Source organism: Enterobacter sp. SGAir0187, assembly GCF_002952735.2.
GTDB classification, from domain to species: Bacteria; Pseudomonadota; Gammaproteobacteria; order Enterobacterales; family Enterobacteriaceae; genus Enterobacter; species Enterobacter quasiroggenkampii.
In genome coordinates this window covers 1,496,953-1,521,466 of sequence record NZ_CP025034.2, presented here as the reverse complement: position 1 = coordinate 1,521,466, position 24,514 = coordinate 1,496,953, and the positions used below count along the sequence as shown (strand labels likewise).

General features: G+C 56.2%; 26 protein-coding genes. 14 read left to right on the top strand and 12 right to left on the bottom strand.

Annotated features, from left to right (window positions below):
- Positions 1-42 precede the first annotated feature (42 nt).
- Together CWR52_RS07385 and acpH are read right to left on the bottom strand one after the other, a co-directional pair.
- On the bottom strand, positions 43-645 hold the full coding sequence (locus CWR52_RS07385; RefSeq protein ID WP_008503347.1) for a peroxiredoxin: 603 nt from the start codon (positions 643-645) through the stop codon (positions 43-45).
- A 127-nt stretch (positions 646-772) separates the two neighbouring features.
- On the bottom strand, positions 773-1,354 hold the full coding sequence (gene acpH / locus CWR52_RS07380) for an ACP phosphodiesterase (RefSeq protein WP_104949271.1): 582 nt from the start codon (positions 1,352-1,354) through the stop codon (positions 773-775).
- Between the two features lie 92 nt (positions 1,355-1,446).
- Between acpH and queA the strand changes: the two genes are divergently transcribed.
- The 7 genes from queA to CWR52_RS07345 all read left to right on the top strand — a co-directional run bounded on the left by queA (position 1,447) and on the right by CWR52_RS07345 (position 8,113).
- Positions 1,447-2,517, top strand: coding sequence for a tRNA preQ1(34) S-adenosylmethionine ribosyltransferase-isomerase QueA (gene queA, locus CWR52_RS07375; protein WP_104949270.1), 1,071 nt, complete (start codon positions 1,447-1,449; stop codon positions 2,515-2,517).
- A gap of 53 nt (positions 2,518-2,570) precedes the next feature.
- Entirely contained in the window at positions 2,571-3,698 is a 1,128-nt protein-coding gene (gene tgt / locus CWR52_RS07370) for a tRNA guanosine(34) transglycosylase Tgt (protein WP_023334687.1), read from the top strand.
- A gap of 22 nt (positions 3,699-3,720) precedes the next feature.
- The gene (yajC, locus tag CWR52_RS07365) at positions 3,721-4,053 is read left to right on the top strand and encodes a preprotein translocase subunit YajC (protein WP_003859109.1); all 333 of its coding nucleotides are present in this window, start codon (positions 3,721-3,723) and stop codon (positions 4,051-4,053) included.
- Between the two features lie 27 nt (positions 4,054-4,080).
- Positions 4,081-5,928 carry a protein translocase subunit SecD gene (gene secD, locus CWR52_RS07360; protein ID WP_072052285.1) on the top strand — a complete coding sequence of 616 codons (1,848 nt, stop codon included), beginning with the start codon at positions 4,081-4,083 and terminating at the stop codon, positions 5,926-5,928.
- 10 nt (positions 5,929-5,938) lie between these two features.
- Entirely contained in the window at positions 5,939-6,910 is a 972-nt protein-coding gene (secF, locus tag CWR52_RS07355) for a protein translocase subunit SecF (protein ID WP_048225871.1), read from the top strand.
- A 142-nt stretch (positions 6,911-7,052) separates the two neighbouring features.
- Positions 7,053-7,418 carry a VOC family protein gene (locus tag CWR52_RS07350; protein WP_008503341.1) on the top strand — a complete coding sequence of 122 codons (366 nt, stop codon included), beginning with the start codon at positions 7,053-7,055 and terminating at the stop codon, positions 7,416-7,418.
- 14 nt (positions 7,419-7,432) lie between these two features.
- Entirely contained in the window at positions 7,433-8,113 is a 681-nt protein-coding gene (locus CWR52_RS07345; protein WP_032646151.1) for a helix-turn-helix transcriptional regulator, read from the top strand.
- A 111-nt stretch (positions 8,114-8,224) separates the two neighbouring features.
- Here the strand turns inward: CWR52_RS07345 and CWR52_RS07340 are convergent, their stop codons facing one another.
- Both CWR52_RS07340 and CWR52_RS07335 read right to left on the bottom strand, forming a co-directional pair.
- A complete protein-coding gene (locus tag CWR52_RS07340; RefSeq protein WP_025912622.1) occupies positions 8,225-9,103 on the bottom strand; it encodes a nucleoside-specific channel-forming protein Tsx in 879 nt (292 codons plus the stop codon).
- 270 nt (positions 9,104-9,373) lie between these two features.
- The gene (locus CWR52_RS07335; RefSeq protein ID WP_104949269.1) at positions 9,374-9,913 is read right to left on the bottom strand and encodes a DUF3251 domain-containing protein; all 540 of its coding nucleotides are present in this window, start codon (positions 9,911-9,913) and stop codon (positions 9,374-9,376) included.
- A gap of 152 nt (positions 9,914-10,065) precedes the next feature.
- On the opposite strand from CWR52_RS07335, the gene nrdR reads away from it, so the two are divergent.
- The 5 genes from nrdR (at position 10,066) to thiL (ending at position 13,671) form a co-directional block, all read left to right on the top strand.
- Positions 10,066-10,515: a transcriptional regulator NrdR gene (gene nrdR / locus CWR52_RS07330; RefSeq protein ID WP_008503337.1), complete on the top strand. Its 450-nt coding sequence runs from the start codon at positions 10,066-10,068 to the stop codon at positions 10,513-10,515.
- A gap of 4 nt (positions 10,516-10,519) precedes the next feature.
- Complete coding sequence (gene ribD / locus CWR52_RS07325) at positions 10,520-11,623, top strand: bifunctional diaminohydroxyphosphoribosylaminopyrimidine deaminase/5-amino-6-(5-phosphoribosylamino)uracil reductase RibD (protein WP_104949268.1); 1,104 nt, start codon at positions 10,520-10,522, stop codon at positions 11,621-11,623.
- Between the two features lie 87 nt (positions 11,624-11,710).
- The gene (ribE, locus tag CWR52_RS07320) at positions 11,711-12,181 is read left to right on the top strand and encodes a 6,7-dimethyl-8-ribityllumazine synthase (RefSeq protein WP_006176874.1); all 471 of its coding nucleotides are present in this window, start codon (positions 11,711-11,713) and stop codon (positions 12,179-12,181) included.
- A 21-nt stretch (positions 12,182-12,202) separates the two neighbouring features.
- Positions 12,203-12,622, top strand: coding sequence for a transcription antitermination factor NusB (gene nusB / locus CWR52_RS07315; protein WP_006809908.1), 420 nt, complete (start codon positions 12,203-12,205; stop codon positions 12,620-12,622).
- Between the two features lie 77 nt (positions 12,623-12,699).
- Positions 12,700-13,671, top strand: coding sequence for a thiamine-phosphate kinase (gene thiL, locus CWR52_RS07310; RefSeq protein ID WP_021241664.1), 972 nt, complete (start codon positions 12,700-12,702; stop codon positions 13,669-13,671).
- A gap of 62 nt (positions 13,672-13,733) precedes the next feature.
- On the opposite strand, the gene CWR52_RS07305 is transcribed toward thiL, so the two are convergent.
- The 4 genes from CWR52_RS07305 to xseB all read right to left on the bottom strand — a co-directional run bounded on the left by CWR52_RS07305 (position 13,734) and on the right by xseB (position 17,802).
- Entirely contained in the window at positions 13,734-14,708 is a 975-nt protein-coding gene (locus CWR52_RS07305) for an aldo/keto reductase (RefSeq protein WP_104949267.1), read from the bottom strand.
- Positions 14,709-14,772: 64 nt separating this feature from the next.
- Positions 14,773-16,635, bottom strand: a complete 1,863-nt coding sequence (gene dxs / locus CWR52_RS07300) for a 1-deoxy-D-xylulose-5-phosphate synthase (protein ID WP_104949266.1) — start codon at positions 16,633-16,635, stop codon at positions 14,773-14,775.
- Between the two features lie 24 nt (positions 16,636-16,659).
- Positions 16,660-17,559, bottom strand: coding sequence for a (2E,6E)-farnesyl diphosphate synthase (ispA, locus tag CWR52_RS07295; RefSeq protein ID WP_104949265.1), 900 nt, complete (start codon positions 17,557-17,559; stop codon positions 16,660-16,662).
- On the bottom strand, positions 17,560-17,802 hold the full coding sequence (xseB, locus tag CWR52_RS07290; RefSeq protein ID WP_045909783.1) for an exodeoxyribonuclease VII small subunit: 243 nt from the start codon (positions 17,800-17,802) through the stop codon (positions 17,560-17,562).
- Between the two features lie 191 nt (positions 17,803-17,993).
- On the opposite strand from xseB, the gene thiI reads away from it, so the two are divergent.
- Positions 17,994-19,442 carry a tRNA uracil 4-sulfurtransferase ThiI gene (gene thiI / locus CWR52_RS07285; RefSeq protein WP_104949264.1) on the top strand — a complete coding sequence of 483 codons (1,449 nt, stop codon included), beginning with the start codon at positions 17,994-17,996 and terminating at the stop codon, positions 19,440-19,442.
- A 550-nt stretch (positions 19,443-19,992) separates the two neighbouring features.
- On the opposite strand, the gene yajL is transcribed toward thiI, so the two are convergent.
- Both yajL and panE read right to left on the bottom strand, forming a co-directional pair.
- Complete coding sequence (gene yajL, locus CWR52_RS07280) at positions 19,993-20,586, bottom strand: protein deglycase YajL (protein WP_048030086.1); 594 nt, start codon at positions 20,584-20,586, stop codon at positions 19,993-19,995.
- The gene (gene panE, locus CWR52_RS07275) at positions 20,549-21,460 is read right to left on the bottom strand and encodes a 2-dehydropantoate 2-reductase (protein ID WP_023616113.1); all 912 of its coding nucleotides are present in this window, start codon (positions 21,458-21,460) and stop codon (positions 20,549-20,551) included. Before panE ends, yajL begins: the two co-directional genes overlap by 38 nt.
- Before the next feature lie 121 nt (positions 21,461-21,581).
- Between panE and CWR52_RS07270 the strand changes: the two genes are divergently transcribed.
- Positions 21,582-22,073, top strand: a complete 492-nt coding sequence (locus tag CWR52_RS07270; RefSeq protein ID WP_023334701.1) for a YajQ family cyclic di-GMP-binding protein — start codon at positions 21,582-21,584, stop codon at positions 22,071-22,073.
- A 31-nt stretch (positions 22,074-22,104) separates the two neighbouring features.
- Here the strand turns inward: CWR52_RS07270 and CWR52_RS07265 are convergent, their stop codons facing one another.
- Positions 22,105-23,466: an MFS transporter gene (locus CWR52_RS07265; RefSeq protein WP_104949263.1), complete on the bottom strand. Its 1,362-nt coding sequence runs from the start codon at positions 23,464-23,466 to the stop codon at positions 22,105-22,107.
- Positions 23,467-23,615: 149 nt separating this feature from the next.
- A complete protein-coding gene (gene cyoE / locus CWR52_RS07260; protein WP_013095848.1) occupies positions 23,616-24,503 on the bottom strand; it encodes a heme o synthase in 888 nt (295 codons plus the stop codon).
- Positions 24,504-24,514 lie beyond the last annotated feature (11 nt).

The following is a 24,514-nucleotide window of genomic DNA, read 5'->3' as shown; positions in this document are numbered from 1 at the left end:
AAAAGGCCCGCATAAGCGGGCCTTTCTCGTAAACCGTGCCGATTACAGGCTGGATACGTTCTCAGACAGGTATTTAGCCACGCCGTCTGGGGAAGCAGCCATACCTTCTTTACCTTTTTCCCACTGAGCCGGGCACACTTCGCCGTGCTCTTCGTGGAACTGCAGCGCGTCAACCATACGCAGCATTTCGTCGATGTTACGACCCAGCGGCAGATCGTTCACAACCTGGTGACGAACGATGCCGTTCGCGTCGATCAGGAAGGAACCGCGCAGCGCAACGCCAGCGTCCGGATGTTCGATACCGTAAGCCTGCTGGATTTCGCGTTTGATGTCCGCAACCATTGCGTATTTCACCGCACCGATGCCGCCTTTGTCGACAGGGGTGTTACGCCATGCGTTGTGTACAAACTCAGAGTCGAAGGAGACGCCAACCACTTCTACGCCACGCTTCTGGAATTCTTCATAACGTTTGTCGAACGCGATCAGCTCAGACGGGCAAACGAAAGTGAAGTCCATTGGCCAGAAGAACAGAACGGTCGCTTTACCGTTGGTGTGCTGTTTGAAGTTGAAGTTTTCAACGATTTCACCGTTGCCCAGAACTGCTGCAGCTGTAAAATCCGGAGCCGGACGAGTTACCAGAACCATATGATTCTCCTGTAGATACTAAGGTTATTTGGAACGCAACGCCGCCCAGTATAGAGAGTGTTCGTTGAGAAGACAAAGAGGCGCTGACAATCGTTCAACAAGCTTTCGCCTATCAAGGTGCATTCAGTCAGAGCTGTTTGTTTTTCGCCTGCGCCATCATGCGGGGATAGAACTGCCAGAAGCGGGTTTCCAGCGCATCATAATGTTCGTCCAGGTCATACCAGGAGTCGCGCAGCGCCTCAAGCCGTGGTCGACGGCTTGCCATCCCGTTCAGCACATTCTGGATGAAGTCCATCTCGCGATAGCGCTCCAGCCAGCGTTCCGACCACAGATAGTTGTTCAGATTCACAAAGCGCGGCGGCGAGTCGGGCAGAATGATCGACACCTGCTGGTGGGCATAGCGCACAAATTCGGGCAGGGATAGCTCCGGCGACAGCTGTTCCCAGTGGCGCGACAGGAAGTGATCCCACATTACGTCGAGTGTAATCGGCGCAACGCGGCGCGTTTCCGGGCGGAACCACGCTTTGGCTTCCGTCACTTCCGGAAGCTTATCCGTCAGCACGTCGATGCGGCGGTGCATAAAAATCCCGTCGACAACCTCGGGAGAATACGCTTCAGCGGGGTTGCCGCGCACGAAATCGGCCAGCAAATTGCCGGAAAGGGAGCTGTCAGCGAGGTGCGCGAGATGCAGGTGAGCGAGAAAATTCATGCGTTTTATTTGTCCAGTGGCGGCTAGTTGTTGCAGCAAAAGGGTGTGAGCACTAGACTATGCCGCCTGTTTTTAAGTCACGAGTATACGTCATGCGCGTCGCCGATTTCTCCTTTGAACTACCTGAATCCCTGATTGCTCACTATCCCATGCCTGAGCGCAGCAGCTGTCGCTTACTGTCACTGGATGGGCCAACGGGCGAGCTGACGCACGGTACTTTCACCGATTTGCTCGACAAGCTCAACCCTGGCGATCTGCTGGTATTTAACAATACCCGCGTGATCCCGGCGCGCCTGTTCGGCCGTAAGGCCAGCGGCGGCAAGATTGAAGTGCTGGTCGAACGTATGCTCGATGATAAACGTATTCTGGCACATATTCGCGCATCCAAAGCCCCGAAGCCGGGCGCGGAGTTGCTGCTGGGCGATGATGAGAGCATCAAGGCGACCATGACCGCGCGCCACGACGCGCTTTTCGAAGTGGCGTTTGACGACGAGCGCACGGTGCTTGATATCCTGAACGCCATCGGCCACATGCCGCTGCCGCCGTATATTGAGCGTCCGGACGAAGAGGCCGACCGCGAGCTATATCAGACCGTGTACAGCCAGAAGCCTGGCGCGGTCGCGGCCCCAACGGCAGGTCTGCACTTTGATGAGCCGCTGCTGGAAAAACTGCGTGCGAAAGGCATTGAGATGGCGTTCGTGACGCTGCACGTCGGCGCGGGTACCTTCCAGCCGGTGCGCGTGGACAGCATTGAAGATCACATCATGCACTCTGAATATGCTGAAGTGCCTCAGGACGTGGTGGACGCGGTGCTGGCGGCGAAAGCGCGCGGTAGCCGCGTCGTGGCGGTCGGTACGACGTCTGTGCGCTCGCTGGAGAGCGCCGCGCAGGCGGCGAAGAACGATCTTATTGAGCCATTCTTTGGCGATACGCAGATCTTTATCTACCCGGGCTACCAGTACAAAGTGATTGACGCGCTGGTGACCAACTTCCATCTGCCTGAATCGACGCTGATTATGCTGGTCTCCGCATTCGCGGGTTATCAGCATACGATGAATGCCTACAAGTCTGCGGTAGAACAAAAATATCGCTTTTTTAGCTACGGTGACGCGATGTTTATCACGTACAATCCGCAGGCTTTGAATGAGCGTGTCGGGGAATAAGTCCGCGGCACCGTGTTACAACGTTGGACTGTTTTTCTGACGTCGGAGAAAAAATGAAATTTGAACTCGATACCACCGACGGTCGCGCGCGTCGCGGTCGCCTGGTGTTTGATCGCGGCGTGGTGGAAACCCCCGCGTTTATGCCTGTGGGCACGTACGGTACCGTAAAAGGGATGACGCCGGAAGAAGTTGAAGCCACTGGCGCGCAGATTATCCTCGGCAACACCTTCCACCTCTGGCTGCGTCCGGGTCAGGAGATCATGAAGCTCCACGGCGACCTGCACGACTTCATGCAGTGGAAAGGCCCTATCCTGACCGACTCCGGCGGTTTCCAGGTCTTCAGCCTGGGCGATATCCGCAAGATCACCGAGGAGGGCGTTCACTTCCGTAACCCGATCAACGGCGATCCGATTTTCCTCGATCCCGAAAAATCAATGGAGATTCAGTACGATCTCGGCTCTGACATCGTGATGATCTTCGACGAATGCACGCCGTATCCGGCCGACTGGGACTACGCCAAGCGTTCTATGGAAATGTCTCTGCGCTGGGCGAAGCGTAGCCGTGACCGTTTTGACTCCCTGCAGAACAAAAATGCGCTGTTCGGCATTATTCAGGGCAGCGTTTACGAAGATTTACGCGATATCTCAGTTAAAGGTCTGGTAGAGATAGGTTTTGATGGCTACGCTGTCGGCGGTTTGGCTGTGGGTGAGCCGAAGGAAGACATGCACCGCATTCTGGAACATGTCTGCCCGCAAATCCCGGCGGATAAACCACGATACCTGATGGGCGTGGGCAAACCAGAAGATCTGGTTGAAGGCGTACGCCGCGGCATTGATATGTTCGACTGCGTCATGCCTACCCGCAACGCGCGTAACGGCCATCTGTTCGTTACCGATGGCGTGGTGAAAATCCGTAACGCGAAGCATAAGAGTGACACCAGCCCGCTCGATTCCGAGTGCGATTGCTATACCTGTCGCAATTATTCTCGCGCGTACCTGCATCATCTCGATCGTTGCAATGAGATTTTGGGCGCGCGTCTCAATACCATTCATAATCTTCGTTATTATCAGCGCTTAATGGCTGGTTTACGTAAGGCTATCGAAGAGGGTAAATTAGAGAGCTTCGTGACCGATTTCTACCAACGTCAGGGGCGGGATGTTCCACCGTTGAACGTTGATTAATTTTAATAATGAGGGAATTTGAATGAGCTTTTTTATTTCTGATGCGGTAGCGGCAACAGGTGCTCCAGCGCAGGGCAGCCCGATGTCTCTGATTCTGATGCTGGTTGTGTTCGGTCTGATCTTCTACTTCATGATCCTGCGTCCACAGCAGAAGCGCACCAAAGAGCACAAAAACCTGATGAACTCCATTGCGAAAGGCGATGAAGTGCTGACTAACGGTGGTCTGGTCGGTCGCGTAACCAAAGTGGCTGAAAACGGCTACATTGCTATCGCCCTGAACGACACCACTGAAGTGGTCATCAAACGTGACTTCGTAGCTGCCGTTCTGCCGAAAGGCACCATGAAGGCGCTGTAATCCCAACTTTTCCCAAAGGGAACTGCCGTGTTAAACCGTTATCCTTTGTGGAAGTACATCATGCTGGTCGTCGTGATTCTCGTCGGCCTGCTGTACGCGCTTCCCAACCTGTATGGTGAGGATCCGGCTGTTCAAATCACTGGCGCGCGCGGTGTCGCCGCCAGTGAGCAAACGCTGATCCAGGTCCAGAAAACGTTACAAGAAGAAAAAATTACCGCTAAGTCTGTGGCTCTGGAAGAGGGGGCAATTCTTGCTCGCTTCGACACCACCGACACGCAGCTCCGCGCACGTGAAGCGCTGATGGGCGTGCTGGGTGATAAATACGTCGTGGCGCTTAACCTTGCCCCTGCAACCCCGCGTTGGCTGGCTGCGATGAATGCAGAGCCAATGAAACTCGGTCTTGACCTGCGTGGCGGCGTTCACTTCCTGATGGAAGTGGATATGGATACCGCGCTCGGCAAGCTGCAGGAACAGAATATCGACAGCCTGCGCAGCGATCTGCGTGATAAAGGCATCGCTTACACCACCGTGCGTAAAGAAGATAACTACGGCATGAGCATCACGTTCCGCGACAGCGCGGCGCGCGATCAGGCTGTAGATTACCTGACCCAACGTCACCGTGACCTGGTGATCTCCTCGCAGGGCAGCAACCAGCTGCGCGCGGTGATGACCGATGCGCGTCTGAAAGAAGCGCGTGAATATGCCGTTCAGCAGAACATCAACATTCTGCGTAACCGTGTAAACCAGCTGGGTGTGGCTGAGCCGCTGGTGCAGCGCCAGGGTGCTGACCGTATCGTGGTTGAACTGCCGGGTATCCAGGATACCGCGCGTGCGAAAGAGATTCTGGGGGCGACCGCCACGCTGGAATTCCGTCTGGTCAATTCCAATGTCGATCAGTCCGCTGCCGCAGCAGGCCGTATTCCGGGTGATTCCGAAGTGAAACAGACTCGCGAAGGTCAGCCTGTTGTGCTGTACAAACGCGTGATCCTGACCGGTGACCATATCACCGATTCCACCTCGAGCCAGGACGAATACAACCAGCCGCAGGTTAACATCTCGCTTGATAGCGCGGGTGGTAACATCATGTCGAACTTCACCAAGGACAACATCGGCAAGCCGATGGCAACCCTGTTCGTGGAGTACAAAGACAGCGGTAAGAAAGATGCGAATGGTCGTGCGGTGCTGGTGAAAGAGGAAGAGGTGATTAACATCGCCAACATCCAGTCTCGTCTGGGTAACAGCTTCCGTATTACCGGTATTAGCAACCCGAACGAAGCGCGTCAGCTCTCTCTGCTGCTGCGTGCCGGTGCGCTGATTGCGCCAATTCAGATTGTTGAAGAACGTACCATTGGTCCAACGCTGGGGATGCAAAACATCCAGCAGGGCCTGGAAGCGTGTCTGGCCGGTCTGGTGGTCTCTATCCTCTTCATGATCTTCTTCTATAAGAAGTTTGGTCTGATTGCGACCTCCGCGCTGATCGCGAACCTGGTGCTGATTATCGGCATTATGTCCCTGCTGCCGGGGGCGACGCTGACCATGCCGGGGATTGCGGGTATCGTTCTGACCCTTGCGGTGGCGGTCGACGCCAACGTACTGATTAACGAACGTATCAAAGAAGAGTTGAGCAACGGTCGCTCTGTTCAGCAGGCGATTGATGAAGGTTATAAAGGCGCGTTCAGCTCCATCTTCGATGCGAACGTAACAACACTGATTAAGGTTCTTATCCTGTATGCAGTGGGTACTGGCGCGATCAAAGGCTTTGCGATTACAACCGGTATCGGTGTCGCAACGTCAATGTTTACCGCTATTGTCGGCACCCGTGCCATCGTGAACCTGCTGTACGGCGGCAAGCGCGTCAAAAAGCTGTCTATCTGAGGAGTGCGTTGTGGCACAGGAATATACTGTTGAACAATTGAACCACGGCCGTAAAGTCTGGGACTTTATGCGCTGGGACTACTGGGCCTTCGGCATTTCAGGTTTCCTGCTGATTCTGTCCATCATCATTATGGGCGTGAAAGGCTTTAACTGGGGTCTCGATTTCACCGGTGGTACGGTCATCGAGATCTCCCTGGAAAAACCGGTCGATATGGACCAGATGCGCGAATCGCTGCAGAAAGCGGGCTTTGAAGAGCCGCTGCTGCAGAACTTCGGCAGCAGCCGCGACATCATGGTACGTATGCCGCCGGTGCACGATGCCAACGGCAGCCAGGAGCTGGGCAGTAAAGTTGTTAGCGTGATTAACGAAACAACCAGCCAGAACGCAGCGGTTAAGCGTATTGAGTTCGTCGGCCCAAGCGTGGGTGCTGACCTGGCGCAGACCGGCGCAATGGCGCTGCTGGTGGCGCTGATTTCCATCCTGGTGTACGTCGGTTTCCGCTTTGAGTGGCGACTGGCGGCCGGTGTGGTTATCGCCCTGGCGCACGACGTGGTGATCACCATGGGCATACTGTCACTGTTCCACATTGAGATTGACCTGACGATTGTGGCATCCCTGATGTCCGTTATCGGTTACTCACTGAACGACAGTATCGTGGTATCTGACCGTATTCGTGAAAACTTCCGTAAGATCCGTCGCGGTACGCCGTACGAAATCTTTAACGTGTCGTTGACCCAGACGCTGCACCGTACCTTGATCACCTCCGGTACTACATTGATGGTGATCCTGATGCTGTTCCTCTTCGGTGGTCCGGTACTGGAAGGCTTCTCGCTGACCATGTTGATTGGTGTCACCATCGGTACGGCGTCGTCTATCTACGTCGCGTCTGCCCTGGCACTAAAACTCGGCATGAAGCGCGAGCACCTGCTCCAGCAGAAAGTCGAGAAAGAAGGGGCGGATCAGCCGTCCATTCTGCCGTAAGGCGACGTTTAGCGCGTTATCGAAATCCCGGTCGGTTGACCGGGATTTTTTTTATCTGCTCCTGACAAACACTCCTGACAGTATGCTGTCAGGAGCCCTGTCGTAGACTCCTTCTGAACCCAAACAACAGGCAGGAGGATGTATGAAAAGCGTCATTAACTGGTTTGAAATTCCGGTCTCGGATATGGATCGCGCGATTAAATTTTATGAGCCGGTCATGCAGCTTGCGCTGCGTCGCGAGAAAATGGACTGCGCGGAGCTGGCAGTTTTCCCGCATGAGGATCCCGCCACCGGAGGCGCACTGGCAAAATTTGACGGCGTTACACCGTCTTTGCAGGGCGCTATTATTTACCTGCATACTGACAATCTGGCGGCCACGCTCGATCGCATCGCCTCTGCGGGCGGCGAGTGCGTGTTTGGTCCGCTGGAACTGCCGCATGGCATTGGCACTATCGCCTTGTTTACCGACAGCGAGGGCAACCGCGTCGGGCTCCATCAACCTGCCTGAGAGCGGACTAAGATATGACCCGACGCGCTGACCGTTTGTTTCAGATTGTGCAGATCCTGCGGGGCAGGCGTCTGACAACGGCAGCGCATCTGGCGGACCGGCTTGGCGTGTCCGAGCGTACGGTCTATCGCGATATCCGCGACCTGTCGCTTTCCGGCGTGCCGGTGGAAGGTGAGGCGGGGAGCGGATATCGGCTCATGTCGGGCTTTGACCTGCCGCCGCTTATGCTGACTAATAAAGAATCTGAGGCGCTGATCGTCGCGATTCGCCTGCTCAAAACCTGGGGAGGGGAATCGCTGTCGCGCGAGCTGGAGTCGGCTCAGGAAAAGGTGTTGGCGATTCTGCCCGAGGAAAGTCGTCGAAAGGCGGAGCAGACGCGGATCTACGCCCCGGATTTTTGCATGCAAAGCCACTCCCGCAGCGACTTTGACAGAATTCATCAGGCGATATCCGCCCAGCAGGTGCTGGCACTGCATTACCGTGATGAAGCAGGACAGTTGTCTAATCGTGAGGTTCAGCCGCTGGGGCTGTTCTTCTGGGGAGAGCGCTGGCTGCTGGCCGCGTGGTGTGAACGGCGCGATGACTATCGCTGTTTCCGGCTCGACAGATGCCTCAATATTGTGACTACGGAAAGGCGGTTTAGCGAGAGTGCGGACAGGTCTTTGGCGGATTTTTTGCGGAAGGTGAGGCAGTAAAAAGCCAGCTTAAGAGCTGGCTTTTTTTGCCCGGCGGCGCTGCGCTTGCACGGGCCTACAGGTTTTGTAGGCCGGGTAAGGCGGAGCCGCCACCCGGCAACAACCACGAGATTAGAAGTTGTAACCCACAACCAGGTAACCACCCCAACCGGTAGAACGGACGTGTTCGTTCATCCATACCAGTTTAGCGTCGTCGTTCCACTGGCCGCCGTTGTGCCAGTAACGTGCCACAACAGAGTAGTGCCAGTGATCGTAGTTCAGCGCCAGGATGTGGCTGGAGGCGATGGAGTCATTGGTACGCTGCTTAATACCGTTCTCTGCGTAACCGCTCTTATCGCCCAGATCTGAACCCCAGTCGAAGTTGGTGAAGCCGATATAGCTCAGGTTACCGCCCCACAGCTGGGTGATTGGCACAAAGTATTTCACTTTGAAACGATAGCCATCCCATTCGTTCTGGTTTTCAGCGCCATAGTTCTGCCACTGATATTTGGCATAGACGTTCAGAGACAGGCTCATTGGCAGGCCGGTGTCGATGTCCGTACCCAGACCCATATACCAGGTGCTCTGACGACCGGACTCGTTGCGGCCCATGTCGTAAATGTAGTTGTTCGCGAAGTACCACTCTTTGAACGGGCCGAAGCTCAGATCGGTGCCGGTCAGCTTGTCGATGGAGAAGCGTGGTTCGATTTCCATGAACAGAGGGGAACCGTGGTTCCAGATACCTTTAGCCTGAGAGTTACCACCGAAGAAGACCGGTGCATCCATGTAGCCGTAGAAATCAAACCAGTCTTTCTTGGCGAATGCTTCATATTCCAGGTAGGTATCGTTACGAATCTGTGGTCCGAAACGCGTGTGGTAGCTGCCGACCACGTTAACGCTCTGGTGCCACCAGTCGGAGAGGTATTGTGGTTTATCGTTTTCCGCTGCGTTAACAGTGAAAGAGGAGGAGAGTGCCAGTACAGCACCCGCTGCGAGTAATGTTTTTTTCATAATCATGCCACTGATTGAAATTCCCTTCCGGGAGTGAAAAATGCGCGAATTGCGTTTCTAAATATTTCGTGTTTCTGCGGTGCCTATTATAGGAATCCCTGCTCACAAAAATATGTGTTGTTTCACATATCTCTCACACGCGTAATCGATTGCGTTCACGTTTGCGTACTTTAAACGGCCGGGATTGTAGCGGCAATCATTTATGTTGCCAATCCATATGAAATGTAAATGTTAGCGAAGTGACATTTCACTCCGCTAAAAAGAAGGGGATTAGTGCGCAGCGGGTTGAATGTCGTGAATGCGGATAAAGCCTAACTGTTCCGGCGCAAGGCCGCTTAACTGAAGCGGAATATCCACATCGCTTGGTGCTAAAACACTGGCCGGGGCGGTGAAGAGCTGATTCTTCACGTTCACCTCCTGGTAATTCTCCGTGGTGCCCTGGATCTGGCCCCACTCGACGGTGCCGCTGAAGGCCGGAAGCGGATCGTTGGACTCTCCCTGGATGCGTAATGTTGCGCGAGTACCATCTGCATTCGCCGCCACATTCACCAGAGACATTTTTAGCGTGCCGATCTGACTATTGAGACGCGCAGGCGTATTCGCGCCCGGCAGCAGATAAACCCCGCTGCTGGATTTGGCATTCAGCGCGTTTTGCTGGGTGATTTTCACCGTTTCTTTGTTCAGCTTGTCCATCGACGTATTGAGCGTATTGACGCTCTGTTTCAACTGACGGACTTCGGTTTGCTGTGCACAGGCGCTAAGGGTGAAGAGGCTCCCCACCAGCAATATTTTCAGGTAACGTCTTGTCATTGCGTTTATTTCCTTGAAATAACGGATCGTCCTAATGGTAGCCAGCATCATTGTGTCAGACATAGATCCTTTGTCTCAAAAAGCTCTTCCTTTGTTGTCAGGCCAGATCAGGGTAAAATGAAAATCAGTTAACCAGATAACAGGGATACCGTATGCATTGCCCATTCTGCTCCGCTGTGGATACCAAAGTCATCGACTCTCGCCTGGTGGGCGAAGGGTCATCCGTACGCCGTCGTCGGCAGTGTCTGGTGTGCAACGAGCGTTTTACGACCTTTGAGGTGGCAGAGCTGGTCATGCCGCGCGTGGTAAAAAGTAACGACGTGCGCGAGCCGTTTAACGAAGAGAAACTGCGCAGCGGAATGCTGAAGGCCCTCGAGAAACGTCCTGTCAGCGCGGATGACGTGGAGATGGCGTTAAACCACATAAAATCTTACCTTCGTGGTTTGGGTGAGCGTGAAGTGCCGAGCAAAATGATCGGCAACCTGGTGATGGAGCAGTTGAAAAAGCTCGATAAGGTCGCCTATATCCGCTTCGCCTCGGTCTACCGCAGCTTCGAAGATATCAAAGAGTTTGGCGAAGAGATCGCCCGCTTACAGGATTAAGCTCATGCAGGATGAGATTTACATGGCGAGAGCCATGAAGCTGGCGCAGCGCGGTCGTTTTACGACCCATCCTAACCCGAACGTCGGGTGCGTTATCGTCAAAGATGGCGAGATCGTGGGGGAGGGGTTTCACTATCGTGCCGGTGAACCGCATGCTGAGGTTCATGCGTTGCGCATGGCCGGCGAGAAGGCGCGCGGCGCGACGGCCTACGTCACGCTGGAGCCCTGCAGCCATCACGGGCGTACGCCGCCGTGCTGCGAAGCGCTGATCGCGGCAGGTATTTCGCGCGTGGTCGCATCGATGCAGGATCCGAATCCGCAGGTAGCCGGACGCGGTCTGTATCGCCTGCAGCAGGAAGGCATTGACGTCAGCCATGGCTTGATGATGCAGGATGCGGAAGCGCTCAACAAAGGTTTCCTGAAGCGCATGCGTACCGGGTTCCCGTATATCCAGCTTAAGCTAGGCGCCTCGCTGGACGGTCGTACGGCGATGGCAAACGGCGAGAGTCAGTGGATCACCTCGCCACAGGCAAGGCGCGATGTGCAACGTCTGCGCGCGCAAAGCCATGCTATTCTCACCAGCAGTGAAACCGTTCTGGCTGACGATCCGGCCATGACCGTGCGCTGGGACGAGCTGAATGCCGATACCCAGGCCCTGTACCCGCAGGAGAACCTGCGTCAGCCGCTGCGTATTATTATTGATAGCCAGAACCGCGTGACCCCGGCGCACCGCATCGTGCAGCAGCCGGGTGAAACCTGGATTGCGCGCACCAAAGAAGATACGCGCGAATGGCCGGAAGGCGTGCGCAGCATTATGGTGCCGGAGCATAACGGACATCTGGATCTCGTGGTGCTGATGATGTTGCTCGGCAAGCAGCAGGTGAACAGCATCTGGGTCGAAGCCGGTCCGACGCTCGCCGGTGCGCTGTTACAGGCAGGACTGGTGGATGAACTGCTTGTTTACGTTGCGCCTAAACTGTTAGGTCACGACGCGCGCGGCCTGTTTGTGCTGCCCGGCCTTGAAAAACTGGCTGATGCACCACAACTCAAATTCAGCGAGATTCGTCCGGTAGGTCCGGATGTCTGCCTCCACTTAACGACAGCGTAATTGCTCCCGAAATAGGGAAGCAGTGCGCAAAGTATTATGATAAAATCCGCCCCCCTGCGGGGCCAAATGAACCCGTAAAGGAAGAGTATGAACATTATTGAAGCTGCTGTAGCTACCCCGGACGCTCGCGTCGCCATCACCATTGCGCGTTTCAACAACTTCATCAACGACAGCCTGCTGGAAGGTGCCATTGACGCCCTGAAACGTATCGGCCAGGTTAAAGATGACAACATTACCGTTGTTTGGGTTCCAGGCGCTTACGAACTGCCACTGGCGGCGGGCGCGCTGGCGAAAACCGGTAAATACGACGCGGTGATTGCGCTGGGTACTGTTATTCGTGGCGGCACTGCGCACTTCGAATACGTTGCGGGCGGTGCAAGCAACGGTCTGGCACACGTTGCGCAGGATGCTGAAATTCCTGTCGCGTTCGGCGTGCTGACTACCGAAAGTATTGAACAAGCCATCGAACGTGCTGGCACCAAAGCCGGTAACAAAGGTGCAGAAGCTGCACTGACCGCGCTTGAAATGATCAATGTATTGAAAGCCATCAAGGCCTGATTTTTTTGTAAGGGGAATTCCGTGAAACCTGCTGCTCGTCGCCGCGCCCGTGAATGTGCCGTCCAGGCACTTTACTCCTGGCAGTTGTCCCAGAACGACATCGCTGATGTTGAATACCAGTTCCTGTCAGAACAGGACGTGAAAGACGTTGACGTTCTGTACTTCCGTGAACTGCTGTCGGGAGTGGCGACTAATAGCGCGTATCTCGATGGTCTGATGAAGCCTTATCTGTCCCGTCTGCTCGAAGAGCTGGGCCAGGTAGAAAAAGCAGTGTTGCGTATCGCGCTGTTTGAGCTGTCTAAACGTGATGATGTGCCGTATAAAGTGGCCATTAATGAAGCGATCGAACTGGCGAAAACCTTCGGTGCTGAAGACAGCCACAAGTTTGTAAACGGCGTACTTGATAAAGCAGCACCTGCGATCCGTCCCCACAAAAAGTGATCCGCAAACCGGAGCTCTGCATTGCCTGACGGGCAGTGCGGCTCCGGTTTTTTCTTTTATTTGCTGAGGCATAACGTATGGCATGCGGCGAATTTTCCCTGATTGCCCGTTATTTCGACCGTGTCAGAACCTCTCGTCTTGATGTTGAAACCGGCATCGGCGATGACTGTGCACTTCTCAATATTCCCGAAAAACAGACGCTGGCCATCAGCACCGACACTCTGGTGTGCGGCCGTCATTTTTTACCGGATATCGATCCTGCCGATCTGGCGTATAAGGCGCTGGCGGTTAACGTCAGCGATCTGGCGGCGATGGGGGCCGATCCCGCGTGGTTAACCCTGGCGCTGACGCTGCCTGAGGTAGACGAAGCCTGGCTTGAAGCATTCAGCGATGCGCTGTTTGAACAGCTGAACTACTACGATATGCAGCTGATTGGCGGCGATACGACTGCCGGGCCGCTTTCGATGACGCTGGCGATCCACGGGTATGTGCCGCTTGGCCGCGCGCTGAAGCGCTCAGGCGCAAAACCCGGCGACTGGATTTACGTGACCGGTACGCCGGGCGACAGCGCCGCGGGCCTGGCGATTCTTCAGGATCGCTTAACCGTGAAGAACGCTGACGATGCGGCGTATCTGGTGAAACGCCACCTGCGCCCGACGCCGCGTATTCTGCACGGTCAGGCGCTGCGCGAGCGGGCAAGCTCGGCTATCGATCTCTCTGACGGGCTGATCTCCGACCTCGGCCATATTCTGAAGGCCAGCGGTGTCGGCGCGCGCGTCGATCTGGACCTGTTCCCGCTGTCAGAGGAGCTGCTTCGCCATGTCGAACCTGAGCAGGCGCTGCGCTGGGCGCTGTCCGGTGGCGAAGATTATGAGTTGTGCTTTACCGTTCCGGAGCTGAACCGCGGAACGCTCGACGTGGCGTTAGCGCACCTCGGCGCGAAATTCACCTGTATCGGGCAGATCATGCCGGAGAGTGAAGGGCTGAAGTTTGTGAAAGACGGTGCGCCGGTTACGCTGGACTGGAAAGGGTACGATCACTTCGCGTGATGTTGTACGCTCTGTATTGCCGGGCGGCGGCTCCGCCTTACCCGGCCTACAAAAGATGGGGCTTACTTAAATTCCACCACCGGATGCTGCTGATACGGCGTCTCCAGCTCGGCAACCTGTTCGGGCGTCAGCGTGATATCCACCGCGTTTAACAGTTCGTCCAACTGCTCTTCCCGGGACGTGCCGATAATCGGCGCCGCGACGCCGCGTTTACCCAGCAGCCAGGCCAGCGCCACCTGGGCGCGGGTTGCCCCGGTATCGTCGGCAATTCCGGCTAAGCGTTCGGCAATTAGCGCATCGCTGGCTTCTGTACCGCCATACAGATTTTTTCCCACTTCATCCGACACCAGACGGGCCGTGGTTTCTCCCCACGGACGGGTCAGGCGGCCGCGGGCCAGCGGGCTCCATGGGATGACCGCCACGCCCTCCTGATTGCACAACGGCAGCATCTCACGTTCTTCTTCACGGTAGATCAGATTGTAGTGGTCCTGCATGGTGACAAAGCGCGCCCAGCCGTGCTGCGCCTGCAGATCCAGCGCCTGAGCAAATTGCGAGGCATGCATAGACGACGCGCCGATATAGCGCGCTTTACCGGCTTTGACGACGTCGTTGAGTGCTTCCAGCGTCTCTTCAATGGGCGTGTTGTAATCCCAGCGGTGAATTTGCAGCAGGTCGACGTAATCCATTTTCAGGCGCCTGAGGCTGTCGTCAATGGAACGCAGGATCTGCGCGCGAGAAAGGCCCTCAGCCAGGTCGCCCACCGGATAGTAGACCTTGGTGGCGACAACGATGTCATCACGACGGGCAAAATCACGCAGGGCGCGGCCGACAATCTCCTCGCTGCTGCCGTCGGAATAGCTGTTGGCGGTGTCAAAGAAGTTAATGCCGCCTTCGATGGCGCGTTTGATAATCGGACGGCTGCTCTCTTCCGGTAGCGTCCAGGCGTGGTTTCCCCGATCGGGTTCGCCAAAGGTCATGCATCCCAGACAAAGTCGGGAAACCTTAAGGTCCGTTTTTCCTAACGAAGTGTATTGCACGGTTCCGCTCCTGCTGTTTAAACACCAGGTTTAAGCATAGCAGGAGCGGAAAAGGGGGAAGGGGTCAGTCCAGCCAGCGGCGGATTTTAGCTTCGATACCGGCAGCGTCCAGGCCAATCGCCGCGCGGGCTTCGTCCTGGGTACCTTGCGGGATGAAATGGTCCGGCAGGCCGAGGTTCAGCACCGGAACGGCTTTACGGTTTGCCATCAGCACCTCGTTCACGCCGCTGCCCGCACCGCCCATAATCGCGTTCTCTTCCAGCGTGACCAGCACGTCATGCGCCTCAGCCATACTCAGGATCAGGGATTCGTCGAGTGGCTTCACAAAGCGCATATCCACCAGGGTGGCGTTCAGCGTTTCAGCCACTTTCGCCGCCTCTGGCATCAGCGTGCCGAAGTTCAGGATCGCCACTTTTTCACCGCGACGTTTGACCAGACCTTTACCGATCGCCAGCTTCTCCAGCGGCTGCAGCTCAACGCCCACCGCATTGCCGCGCGGGTAGCGAACGGCGCTTGGGCCATCCTGATAGTGGTAGCCGGTAAACAGCATCTGACGGCATTCGTTCTCGTCGCTCGGCGTCATGATCACCATGTCCGGGATGCAGCGCAGGAAAGAGAGATCAAATGCGCCCTGGTGCGTCTGACCGTCGGCACCCACAATGCCCGCGCGGTCGATAGCAAACAGCACCGGCAGCTTCTGGATCGCCACGTCGTGGATCACCTGATCGTAGGCGCGCTGGAGGAAGGTGGAATAGATAGCGACAACCGGTTTGTAGCCGCCAATCGCCAGGCCCGCGGCAAACGTCACCGCGTGCTGCTCGGCAATGGCCACGTCGAAATACTGGTCAGGGTATTTTCTGGAGAACTCCACCATGCCGGAGCCTTCGCGCATGGCCGGGGTGATCGCCATCAGCTTGTTGTCTTTTGCGGCGGTTTCGCACAACCAGTCGCCGAAGATTTTTGAATAGCTCGGCATGCCGCCGCTGCTTTTTGGCAGACAGCCGCTGGACGGGTCAAATTTCGGTACCGCGTGGAAGGTAATCGGATCTTTTTCCGCCGGTTCGTAGCCACGCCCTTTTTTGGTCATGATGTGCAGGAACTGCGGGCCTTTCAGGTCGCGCATGTTCTTGAGCGTGGTCACCAGACCCAGCACGTCATGGCCGTCAACCGGGCCGATATAGTTAAAGCCCAGCTCTTCAAACAGGGTTCCCGGCACGACCATGCCTTTGATGTGCTCTTCGGTACGCTTGAGCAGCTCTTTGATCGGCGGTACGCCGGAGAAGACTTTCTTACCGCCTTCACGCAGCGAGGAGTAAAGCTTGCCGGAGAGCAGCTGCGCCAGATGGTTGTTCAGCGCGCCAACGTTTTCGGAAATCGACATTTCGTTATCGTTAAGCACAACCAGCATGTCCGGCTTGATGTCGCCCGCGTGGTTCATGGCCTCAAAGGCCATACCGGCAGTGATGGCGCCGTCGCCAATCACGCAGACGGTGCGGCGCTGCTTGTTCTCTTTTTCGGCGGCAACGGCAATCCCGATGCCCGCAGAAATGGAGGTGGAGGAGTGACCGACGCTCAGCACGTCATACTCGCTCTCACCGCGCCACGGGAACGGGTGCAGACCGCCTTTCTGACGAATGGTGCCAATTTTATCGCGACGTCCGGTCAGAATTTTGTGCGGATAAGCCTGGTGACCCACGTCCCAGATCAGCTGATCGAACGGCGTGTTATAGACATAGTGAAGCGCCACGGTCAGCTCTACCGTGCCAAGCCCGGAGGCGAAATGGCCGCTGGAGCGGCTTACGCTGTCGAGCAGGTAGCGACGCAGCTCGTCGCACAGCTTCGGCAGGCTCTCTTTCGGCAACAGACGTAACTCCTGGGTGGAGTCAACTAACGCCAGTGTCGGGTATTTGGCAATATCAAAACTCATCAAAGGCTCATCGAGATATATAGTTTATTTATCACGCTGGATTATGTAGTCCGCTAGCGCTTCCAGTGCCGAGGTATCCAGCGATTGCGCGGCCAGCTGATTCAGCGACTGGCGGGCATCGTCAATCAGATCCCGGGCTTTACGTTGGGCTTGCTCAAGACCCAGCAGGGCGGGGTAGGTACTTTTGCCAAGCTGCTGGTCCGCACCCTGACGTTTACCCAATGTTGCAGTATCGCCCACCACATCCAGAATGTCATCCTGAACCTGGAATGCCAGACCGATACTTTCTGCGTATCTGTCCAGAATCGGCAGGGCTTTGCGCCCTTGCTCACCCGCGCTCAGCGCGCCCAGGCGAACGGCTGCACGAATGAGCGCACCCGTCTTATGACGGTGAATGCGCTCCAGCTGTTCCAGATTAACCTGACGACCTTCCGCCTCTAAATCCAGCGCCTGACCGCCGCACATCCCGGCGACGCCGCTGGCCATTGCCAGTTCGGAGACCATCGCCAGACGGTCGCGATCGGCCACTTCCGCCATCGGTGCATCGCTTAAAATCGAGAATGCCAGCGTTTGCAGGGCATCACCCGCCAGAATGGCATTCGCCTCGCCAAACTTAATGTGGCAGGTTGGCTGACCGCGACGCAGATCGTCGTCGTCCATGGCCGGGAGATCGTCGTGGATCAGCGAATAGGCGTGGATGCACTCCACGGCGGCTGCCGGGGCGTCCAGGGTGTTATCGCTGATACCAAACATATTCCCCGTGGCGTACACCAGGAACGGGCGCAGGCGCTTTCCACCCAAGAGTGCGCCATAGTGCATGGCTTCAACCAGTGGAGTGTTCTGAAAAGGCTGCGGTTCAATGAAACGGCGCAGGGCATCATTGGCGCGAACAACGCGCGCCTGAAGCGCGTTAGCAAAATCCATTTACTCGGCGTCCGGTGTGAAAGGCGTGGTTTTCGCCTCTTCGCTGTCGGACAGCAGGATCTGCACGCGCTGTTCGGCCTGCTGCAGCTTGACCTGACCCTGACGCGCCAGCTGGACGCCGCGCTCGAATTCGTTGAGTGCCTCTTCCAGCGGGAGATCGCCGCTCTCAAGGCGGGTAACAATTTGCTCCAGTTCACTCAGCGCAGTTTCGAAACTGGCCGGTGCGTCGTTCTTCTTCGGCATAGTGAATTGACTCTTATATTCTTCGCCCCGACATGGTAACGGACTCGGGCGGATAAGCAAATAACGCGCAATGTGCACAGGAGCGGCGCGATGGTGGTATACTTGCGCGCCTGGATGCAGCCACGGGTGTGGGCTGCTGTACTCTTTTCCATTACAAGCCTTAACAGGCTTGCCTAAGAAACATTGCCGCCATGAAGTTTATCATTAAATTGTTCCCTGAAATCACCATCAAAAGCCAATCTGTGCGTTTGCGCTTTATTAAAATTCTCACCGGGAACATTCGTAACGTATTAAAGCACTACGACGAAACCCTCGCCGTGGTGCGCCACTGGGACCACGTTGAGGTCCGTGCCAAAGACGAAAACAAACGTCAGGATATTCGCGACGCCCTGACCCGTATTCCGGGGATCCACCATATCCTGGAAGTGGAAGATGTCCCGTTTAGCGATATGCACGACATCTTCGAGAAAGCGCTGGTCCAGTACCGCGACCAGATCGAAGGCAAAACCTTCTGCGTGCGCGTGAAGCGTCGTGGCAAGCACGAGTTCAGCTCCATTGAAGTGGAGCGTTACGTCGGCGGCGGTCTGAACCAGCACGTCGAGTCTGCGCGCGTGCGCCTGACCAACCCGGACGTAACCGTTAATCTGGAGATCGAAAACGATCGCCTGCTGCTGGTGAAAGGCCGCTATGAAGGCATCGGTGGCTTCCCTATCGGTACCCAGGAAGATGTTCTGTCCCTGATCTCCGGCGGCTTCGACTCCGGCGTCTCCAGCTATATGCTGATGCGCCGCGGCTGCCGCGTACACTACTGCTTCTTCAACCTGGGCGGCGCGGCGCACGAAATCGGCGTTCGTCAGGTGGCGCATTACCTGTGGAACCGCTTCGGCAGCTCCCACCGCGTGCGTTTCGTGGCAATCAATTTCGAACCGGTGGTCGGCGAGATTCTGGAGAAAGTGGACGACGGCCAGATGGGCGTTGTCCTCAAGCGCATGATGGTGCGTGCGGCATCCAAAGTGGCTGAACGCTACGGCGTGCAGGCGCTGGTTACCGGCGAAGCGCTGGGCCAGGTCTCCAGCCAGACGCTGACGAACCTGCGCCTGATCGACAACGTGTCTGATACGCTGATCCTGCGTCCGCTGATCTCTCACGATAAAGAACACATCATCGATCTGGCGCGCGAAATCGGCACCGAAGATTTTGCCCGCACTATGCCGGAATACTGTGGCGTGATCTCAAAAAGCCCAACGGTGAAAGCGGTGAAGGCGAAGATCGAAGCGGAAGAAGAGAACTTCGATTTCAGCATCCTGGATAAAGTGGTGGAAGAAGCGTCCAACATTGATATCCGTGAGATTGCCCAGCAGACCGAACAGGAAGTGGTTGAAGTGGAGACCGTGAGCGGTTTCGGCGCGAACGACGCGATTCTGGATATCCGCTCCATTGACGAGCAGGATGACAAACCGCTGCAGGTGGATGGCGTGGAGGTGGTTTCTCTGCCGTTCTACAAGCTGAGCACGAAGTTTGGCGACCTCGACCAGAGCAAAACGTACCTGCTGTGGTGTGAGCGCGGGGTGATGAGCCGCCTGCAGGCGCTGTATCTGCGCGAGCAGGGCTTTGCAAATGTGAAGGTGTATCGTCCGTAGCGTGCGGCCTGATGCCCTCACCCGACCCTCTCCCACAGGGCTGAGGGATCCCCAGTAATTTTTTTCCTGAAGCGATGAACATTGCTTCAGAGAAATGAATCACTTACAGCGATGTCCTCGTCCGGCTGTAAATCGCTGAGGCGTTTCCTGTAGGCCGGGGCGAGGCGCATGGATGCGCCGAGAGGGCGGCTTTACAGGGATGTTACCTCCGCCCGTCCCCGACAAGCCGGAAGGAATAAGCCGAAGGCACCGCGAAGCGGCGATTTACCGCCGGGAGCCCGGGTCGCCAGGGCGGCGGCGATTGAGCCGCCCTGGCACGTTCACAGGTCATGTCCTTACAGAGTAGCAAGCAACATAAAGTGAACGGAATGACCACCAGAGCCGTATATTCCCCCTCACCCCAGCCCTCTCCCTCAAGGGAGAGGGGGTCGTCCGTGCTGGTATTATTTTGTGGGGATTCCTCAGCCCACAGGGAGAGGGCGCAAACATTAAAAACAACCTTTGGTTGCCGTTTTGCTTTTACCTCGCGCCACCCGGCTTTTTTTATGCACTACTCTTCATAATAATTATAAATCCCCGCCGGCATCACCAGTGATGACGCCACTTCGTACGCCTTCTCGCGCCCGACCAGCAGATCAATAATCTTTAAGCCAAAATCAATCGCGGTGCCGGGCCCCTGGCTGGTCAACAGGTTGACGCGCGGATCCCAGACGACGCGTTTGTCCACCCACTGATCTTCCGGAATGGTGTCTTTCAGCCCCGGGAAGCCGGTCATATTGCCGATGGGGAAGATGTCATGGGGAACCAGCACCGTGCCGGCGGCGGCGCAGATTGCCGCGACAATGCGCCCGGATAAATGAAACTGACGCACGGTCTCAACCAGCAGCGGGCTGTCGCGAAAATACTCCGCGCCCTTCAGGCCACCGGGCAGGACGATGATGTCGTAATCCCCGTCGGCCACCTGCACGAGCGGAGCATCGGCCAGCAGCTTCACGCCGCGCGAGCAGGTAATCGCCAGGCTGCCATCGCTGGCGACGCTGGCGGTTGTCACGTTAATGCCGCCACGCACCATCAGATCAATGGTGGTAACCGCTTCCATCTCTTCGCTACCAGGGGCGAGGCAGATCAGTGCCGACGCGCTCATATTCACTCTCCTTACGTTTAACCAGGTCATACAGACGGGCGTTTTCCGGCACCGCGATGCCGTGCGCGCGGGCGCGTTTTAGCAAATAACCGGTGATATAGTCGATCTCCGTGTGGCGTAATGCCCGAACATCCTGCAGCATCGAGGAGATGTTCTCAGCCGTACTCTCAATAACCTGCTCGACATAACAGCGCAAATCGTCTGCCGAGGTATGCAGGCCTTCCCGCTCAACGACCGCCGCGACTTCCGCACAGAGCAGTGCAACCTCCTGAGGATGATTTTTCAGCTCTCCGTTCGGACAGTTCCACAGCGCCGTCAGCGGATTGATCACGCAGTTTACGGCCAGCTTGCGCCAGAGTTGTGGACGAATATGGTTATGCCAGGCCACGTCCGGGAGCACCTTCTGCAGCACATCGGCAAGATAGCTGTAGTCCCCATCCTGCGTTCTGGCAGGCCCGATGTGTGTCACGCCGCTGGCGACATGCACGATGATGTTGCCGTCGCGGCGCGCAGCGTGGGTGGTTGTTGCCATCAGCAGGGGCTGCGGAACGCTTTTCAGCTCATCCAGGGTCCCCATGCCGTTATGCAGCAGAAGTATGGGCGAAGTGGGGGGGAGCTGGGCGGCCAGTGTCTTGACCGCGTCTGAAACCTGCCACGCTTTGAGCGTCACCAGTAAAAGGTCGCTTTGCGCCAGGAAATCAGGATCGTTCGCGGTGAGGGATTCGTTAAAGATGCTTCCGTCTTCGCCAATCAGGTTTACACTGCAATAGGGCTGGGGCACGCGCAGCCAGCCCTGAACCTCATGTCCGTGCTTGCACAGCGCGGTCAGCCATAGCTGACCAAGGGCTCCACATCCGAGCACTGTAATTTTCATTGTTCCTCCTCACCTGCAACTGCGCCAGGTGTTACAGCTTAATTATACAGCTAAGCTTCTGTTGAGTTATGCCTCGTAGCGGGTATTATGCAACGCAACAAAAGTGAAGGGAGAAGAAAAGATGCCATCTTTCGATATTGTTTCCGAAGTTGATATCCAGGAAGTTCGCAACGGCGTTGAGAACGCAACCCGCGAAGTTGAGTCACGTTTCGATTTTCGTGGCGTTGAGGCGTCGTTTGAGCTGAACGACGCAAATAAGACCATTAAGGTGCTGAGCGAGTCTGATTTCCAGGTAAATCAGCTGCTCGACATTCTGCGCGCCAAGCTGTTAAAGCGCGGCATCGAAGGAACGTCTCTGGATGTGCCAGAAGAGTTTGTGCACAGCGGTAAAAACTGGTTTGTAGAAGCCAAGCTGAAGCAGGGCATCGAGAGCGCGGTGCAGAAGAAGATTGTGAAGCTCATCAAAGACAGCAAGCTGAAGGTGCAGGCGCAGATCCAGGGCGAAGAGATTCGCGTGACCGGTAAGTCCCGCGATGACCTCCAGTCGGTGATGGCGCTGGTGCGCGGCGGCGATCTGGGGCAGCCGTTCCAGTTTAAAAACTTCCGCGATTAATATAAAAAGCCCGGTTTAACCGGGCTTTTTATCACGCCTTGAGCGCCTGCTCGACCTCGAAGCGGTTGGTCACCTTGCTGTCAATTTTGACGTAAGCGCTGCGCTCTTCGGGAACAATCAGCACCTCTGTGACCCCGTCTTTAGCTTCCAGACGCTGTTTCAGCGCATCGCTCATCTCCACATCATCCGGAATTTCTACGCGCAGGCTGCTCACGTAGCGCGGCTCTTTCATGGTACCGGCGACCAGCAGCCAGACTGTCGCCAGCAGCGCCCCCACGAGAAACACGGTTTGTGAATCAAAGAGTCCGTCCACCCAGCCGCCGAGCGAGCCGCCGATCGCCACACCGAGAAACTGGCTGGTGGAGTAGATGCCCATTGCGGTGCCTTTATATCCGGCGGGGGACTCTTTGCTGATAAGCGAAGGCAACAGCGCTTCCATCAGGTTAAAGGCCAGGAAGAACAGCTGCACGCCGGCAATCAGCTCCCAGAAGTGCGGGCCGGCACCCCAGAGCACGATCTCGGCAATCAGCAGGACCGCCACGCAGCCCACGAAGACGCGCTTCATTTTGCGCTTCACTTCAGCGTAGATGATGAACGGCACGACGGAGACAAACGAAATCAGCATCGTAACCAGATAGATTTTCCAGTGCTCAGCCGCCGGGAAACCCGCTGCGGCAAGCTGGCCGGGCAGGGCAACAAAGGTCGACATCAGCAGAATGTGCAGACACATAATGCCAAAATTCAGCTTAAGCAGGCGCGGCTCGACAATCACTTTGCTGAAGCAGCCTTTTACCATCCCCGACTCACGGTTGAGGACGTGGTTTTTGCTGTCCGGAACCACCCACAAGGTTAAGGCTATACCGATGGTTGCCAGCACGGCAATCATCCAGAACAGGGCGTGCAGACCCAACGTGTGCGTAATGATGGGGCCGAGCACCATCGCAATCGCAAACGTCACGCCAAAGCTCACGCCGATGAACGCCATCGCTTTAGTGCGGTTCTGCTCGCGGGTTAAGTCTGACAGCAGCGCCATCACCGCAGCGGCAATCGCGCCGGAACCCTGCAGGGCGCGGCCGAGAATAATTCCCCAGATGGAATGGGAGAGGGCGGCAATTACGCTTCCGAGCACAAAGACCAGCAGCCCGCCGACAATCAGCGGCTTGCGGCCCACCCGGTCAGAGAGCAGGCCAAACGGGATCTGGAACACCGCCTGCGCCAGACCATAAATGCCAATGGCGAGGCCAATCAGCGCCTCGCTGGCCCCCTGCAGCGCCATACCGTACGTGGTCAGAACAGGCAGGACCATAAACATGCCAAGCATCCGTAGCGAGAAGACAGTCCCTAAGCCCCAGGTCGCGCGTAGCTCGCCTGGCGTCATTTTATAATCGTTCATTACCACCTCAGTTCAAAAGCAGGCCATAGTGTAGTGCGGGGAAGGGGCGGGGTAAATAAAGGGTTATTTAACAAATATTACATGCGTTATTAATGGATTTTATGAATAAAAAAGGGTGCCGAAGCACCCCTTTATTCACCTGTTGTGGCTTACCAGACGTAAGTCAGCAGGTTGTGTGAATCTGGCACCATGAAGTCCACGGACATCATCACGGACAGTGAAGTAATGGCCACAATCGAGAACACAAACAGCTTGCGCGCCCAGACTTTGTCATCTTCCACTTTGTAACCACGCAGCGCCATGCCGAGCCACCAGACGCTCACCGCAGCCGCTACCGCCAGATATTTGTATCCAGCGTAACCACCCAGAGAGAGCATCAGCGTTGCCACGGCAAAGGCGATGATGTACAGCGTGATGTGGTTCTTGGCAACGGAGATGCCTTTCACGACCGGCAGAACCGGGATGTTCGCTGCCTGATAATCCTTAAAGCGGAAAATCGCGATGGCATAGGAGTGCGGCATCTGCCACAGGCTAAAGATAGCCAGCAGGATCAGCGCACCGCTGTCGAACTCGTTCGTGACCGCGCAGTAGCCAATCACCGGCGGCGCTGCGCCGGAGAGAGAACCAATCAGCGTGCCGTAGACGGAGTGACGCTTCATATACAGGCTGTAGACGCCCACATACACCACGAACCCCATCACCCCCAGCCAGCAAGCCAGCGGGTTAGCACCAAACCACAGCAGCATAAAGCCAGCAATACCCAGCAAGGTGGCGTACACCAGCGAGACGGAAGGGGCGATCAGGCCTTTCACCAGCACCCGATTTTTGGTCCTTTCCATCTTCTTGTCGATATCCATGTCGATGTAGTTGTTAAATACACAACCGGACGCAACAACCAGTGACACACCGACCAGCGTGTAGATAAAGAGGGTGTAATCAATGCTGCCTTTGGAGGCCAGCAGGAACCCTCCGATCACGGAGATCAGGTTGCCAAAGATGATGCCTGGTTTCGTTACTTGCAGGTATTGCTTAAACATACTCGCCGCTC

What these genes read in the sequence shown, in the direction of transcription:
- yajC (WP_003859109.1), top strand. Translation starts at nt 3,721, where the DNA reads ATGAGCTTTTTTATTTCTGATGCGGTAGCGGCAACAGGTGCTCCAGCG.
- dxs (WP_104949266.1), bottom strand. Translation starts at nt 16,635, where the DNA reads ATGAGTTTTGATATTGCCAAATACCCGACACTGGCGTTAGTTGACTCC.
- ribE (WP_006176874.1), top strand. Translation starts at nt 11,711, where the DNA reads ATGAACATTATTGAAGCTGCTGTAGCTACCCCGGACGCTCGCGTCGCC.
- ribD (WP_104949268.1), top strand. Translation starts at nt 10,520, where the DNA reads ATGCAGGATGAGATTTACATGGCGAGAGCCATGAAGCTGGCGCAGCGC.
- tgt (WP_023334687.1), top strand. Translation starts at nt 2,571, where the DNA reads ATGAAATTTGAACTCGATACCACCGACGGTCGCGCGCGTCGCGGTCGC.
- thiL (WP_021241664.1), top strand. Translation starts at nt 12,700, where the DNA reads ATGGCATGCGGCGAATTTTCCCTGATTGCCCGTTATTTCGACCGTGTC.
- panE (WP_023616113.1), bottom strand. Translation starts at nt 21,460, where the DNA reads ATGAAAATTACAGTGCTCGGATGTGGAGCCCTTGGTCAGCTATGGCTG.
- yajL (WP_048030086.1), bottom strand. Translation starts at nt 20,586, where the DNA reads ATGAGCGCGTCGGCACTGATCTGCCTCGCCCCTGGTAGCGAAGAGATG.
- CWR52_RS07340 (WP_025912622.1), bottom strand. Translation starts at nt 9,103, where the DNA reads ATGAAAAAAACATTACTCGCAGCGGGTGCTGTACTGGCACTCTCCTCC.
- CWR52_RS07265 (WP_104949263.1), bottom strand. Translation starts at nt 23,466, where the DNA reads ATGAACGATTATAAAATGACGCCAGGCGAGCTACGCGCGACCTGGGGC.
- xseB (WP_045909783.1), bottom strand. Translation starts at nt 17,802, where the DNA reads ATGCCGAAGAAGAACGACGCACCGGCCAGTTTCGAAACTGCGCTGAGT.
- ispA (WP_104949265.1), bottom strand. Translation starts at nt 17,559, where the DNA reads ATGGATTTTGCTAACGCGCTTCAGGCGCGCGTTGTTCGCGCCAATGAT.
- nrdR (WP_008503337.1), top strand. Translation starts at nt 10,066, where the DNA reads ATGCATTGCCCATTCTGCTCCGCTGTGGATACCAAAGTCATCGACTCT.
- CWR52_RS07335 (WP_104949269.1), bottom strand. Translation starts at nt 9,913, where the DNA reads ATGACAAGACGTTACCTGAAAATATTGCTGGTGGGGAGCCTCTTCACC.
- CWR52_RS07345 (WP_032646151.1), top strand. Translation starts at nt 7,433, where the DNA reads ATGACCCGACGCGCTGACCGTTTGTTTCAGATTGTGCAGATCCTGCGG.
- acpH (WP_104949271.1), bottom strand. Translation starts at nt 1,354, where the DNA reads ATGAATTTTCTCGCTCACCTGCATCTCGCGCACCTCGCTGACAGCTCC.
- CWR52_RS07350 (WP_008503341.1), top strand. Translation starts at nt 7,053, where the DNA reads ATGAAAAGCGTCATTAACTGGTTTGAAATTCCGGTCTCGGATATGGAT.
- CWR52_RS07270 (WP_023334701.1), top strand. Translation starts at nt 21,582, where the DNA reads ATGCCATCTTTCGATATTGTTTCCGAAGTTGATATCCAGGAAGTTCGC.
- cyoE (WP_013095848.1), bottom strand. Translation starts at nt 24,503, where the DNA reads ATGTTTAAGCAATACCTGCAAGTAACGAAACCAGGCATCATCTTTGGC.
- queA (WP_104949270.1), top strand. Translation starts at nt 1,447, where the DNA reads ATGCGCGTCGCCGATTTCTCCTTTGAACTACCTGAATCCCTGATTGCT.
- CWR52_RS07385 (WP_008503347.1), bottom strand. Translation starts at nt 645, where the DNA reads ATGGTTCTGGTAACTCGTCCGGCTCCGGATTTTACAGCTGCAGCAGTT.
- thiI (WP_104949264.1), top strand. Translation starts at nt 17,994, where the DNA reads ATGAAGTTTATCATTAAATTGTTCCCTGAAATCACCATCAAAAGCCAA.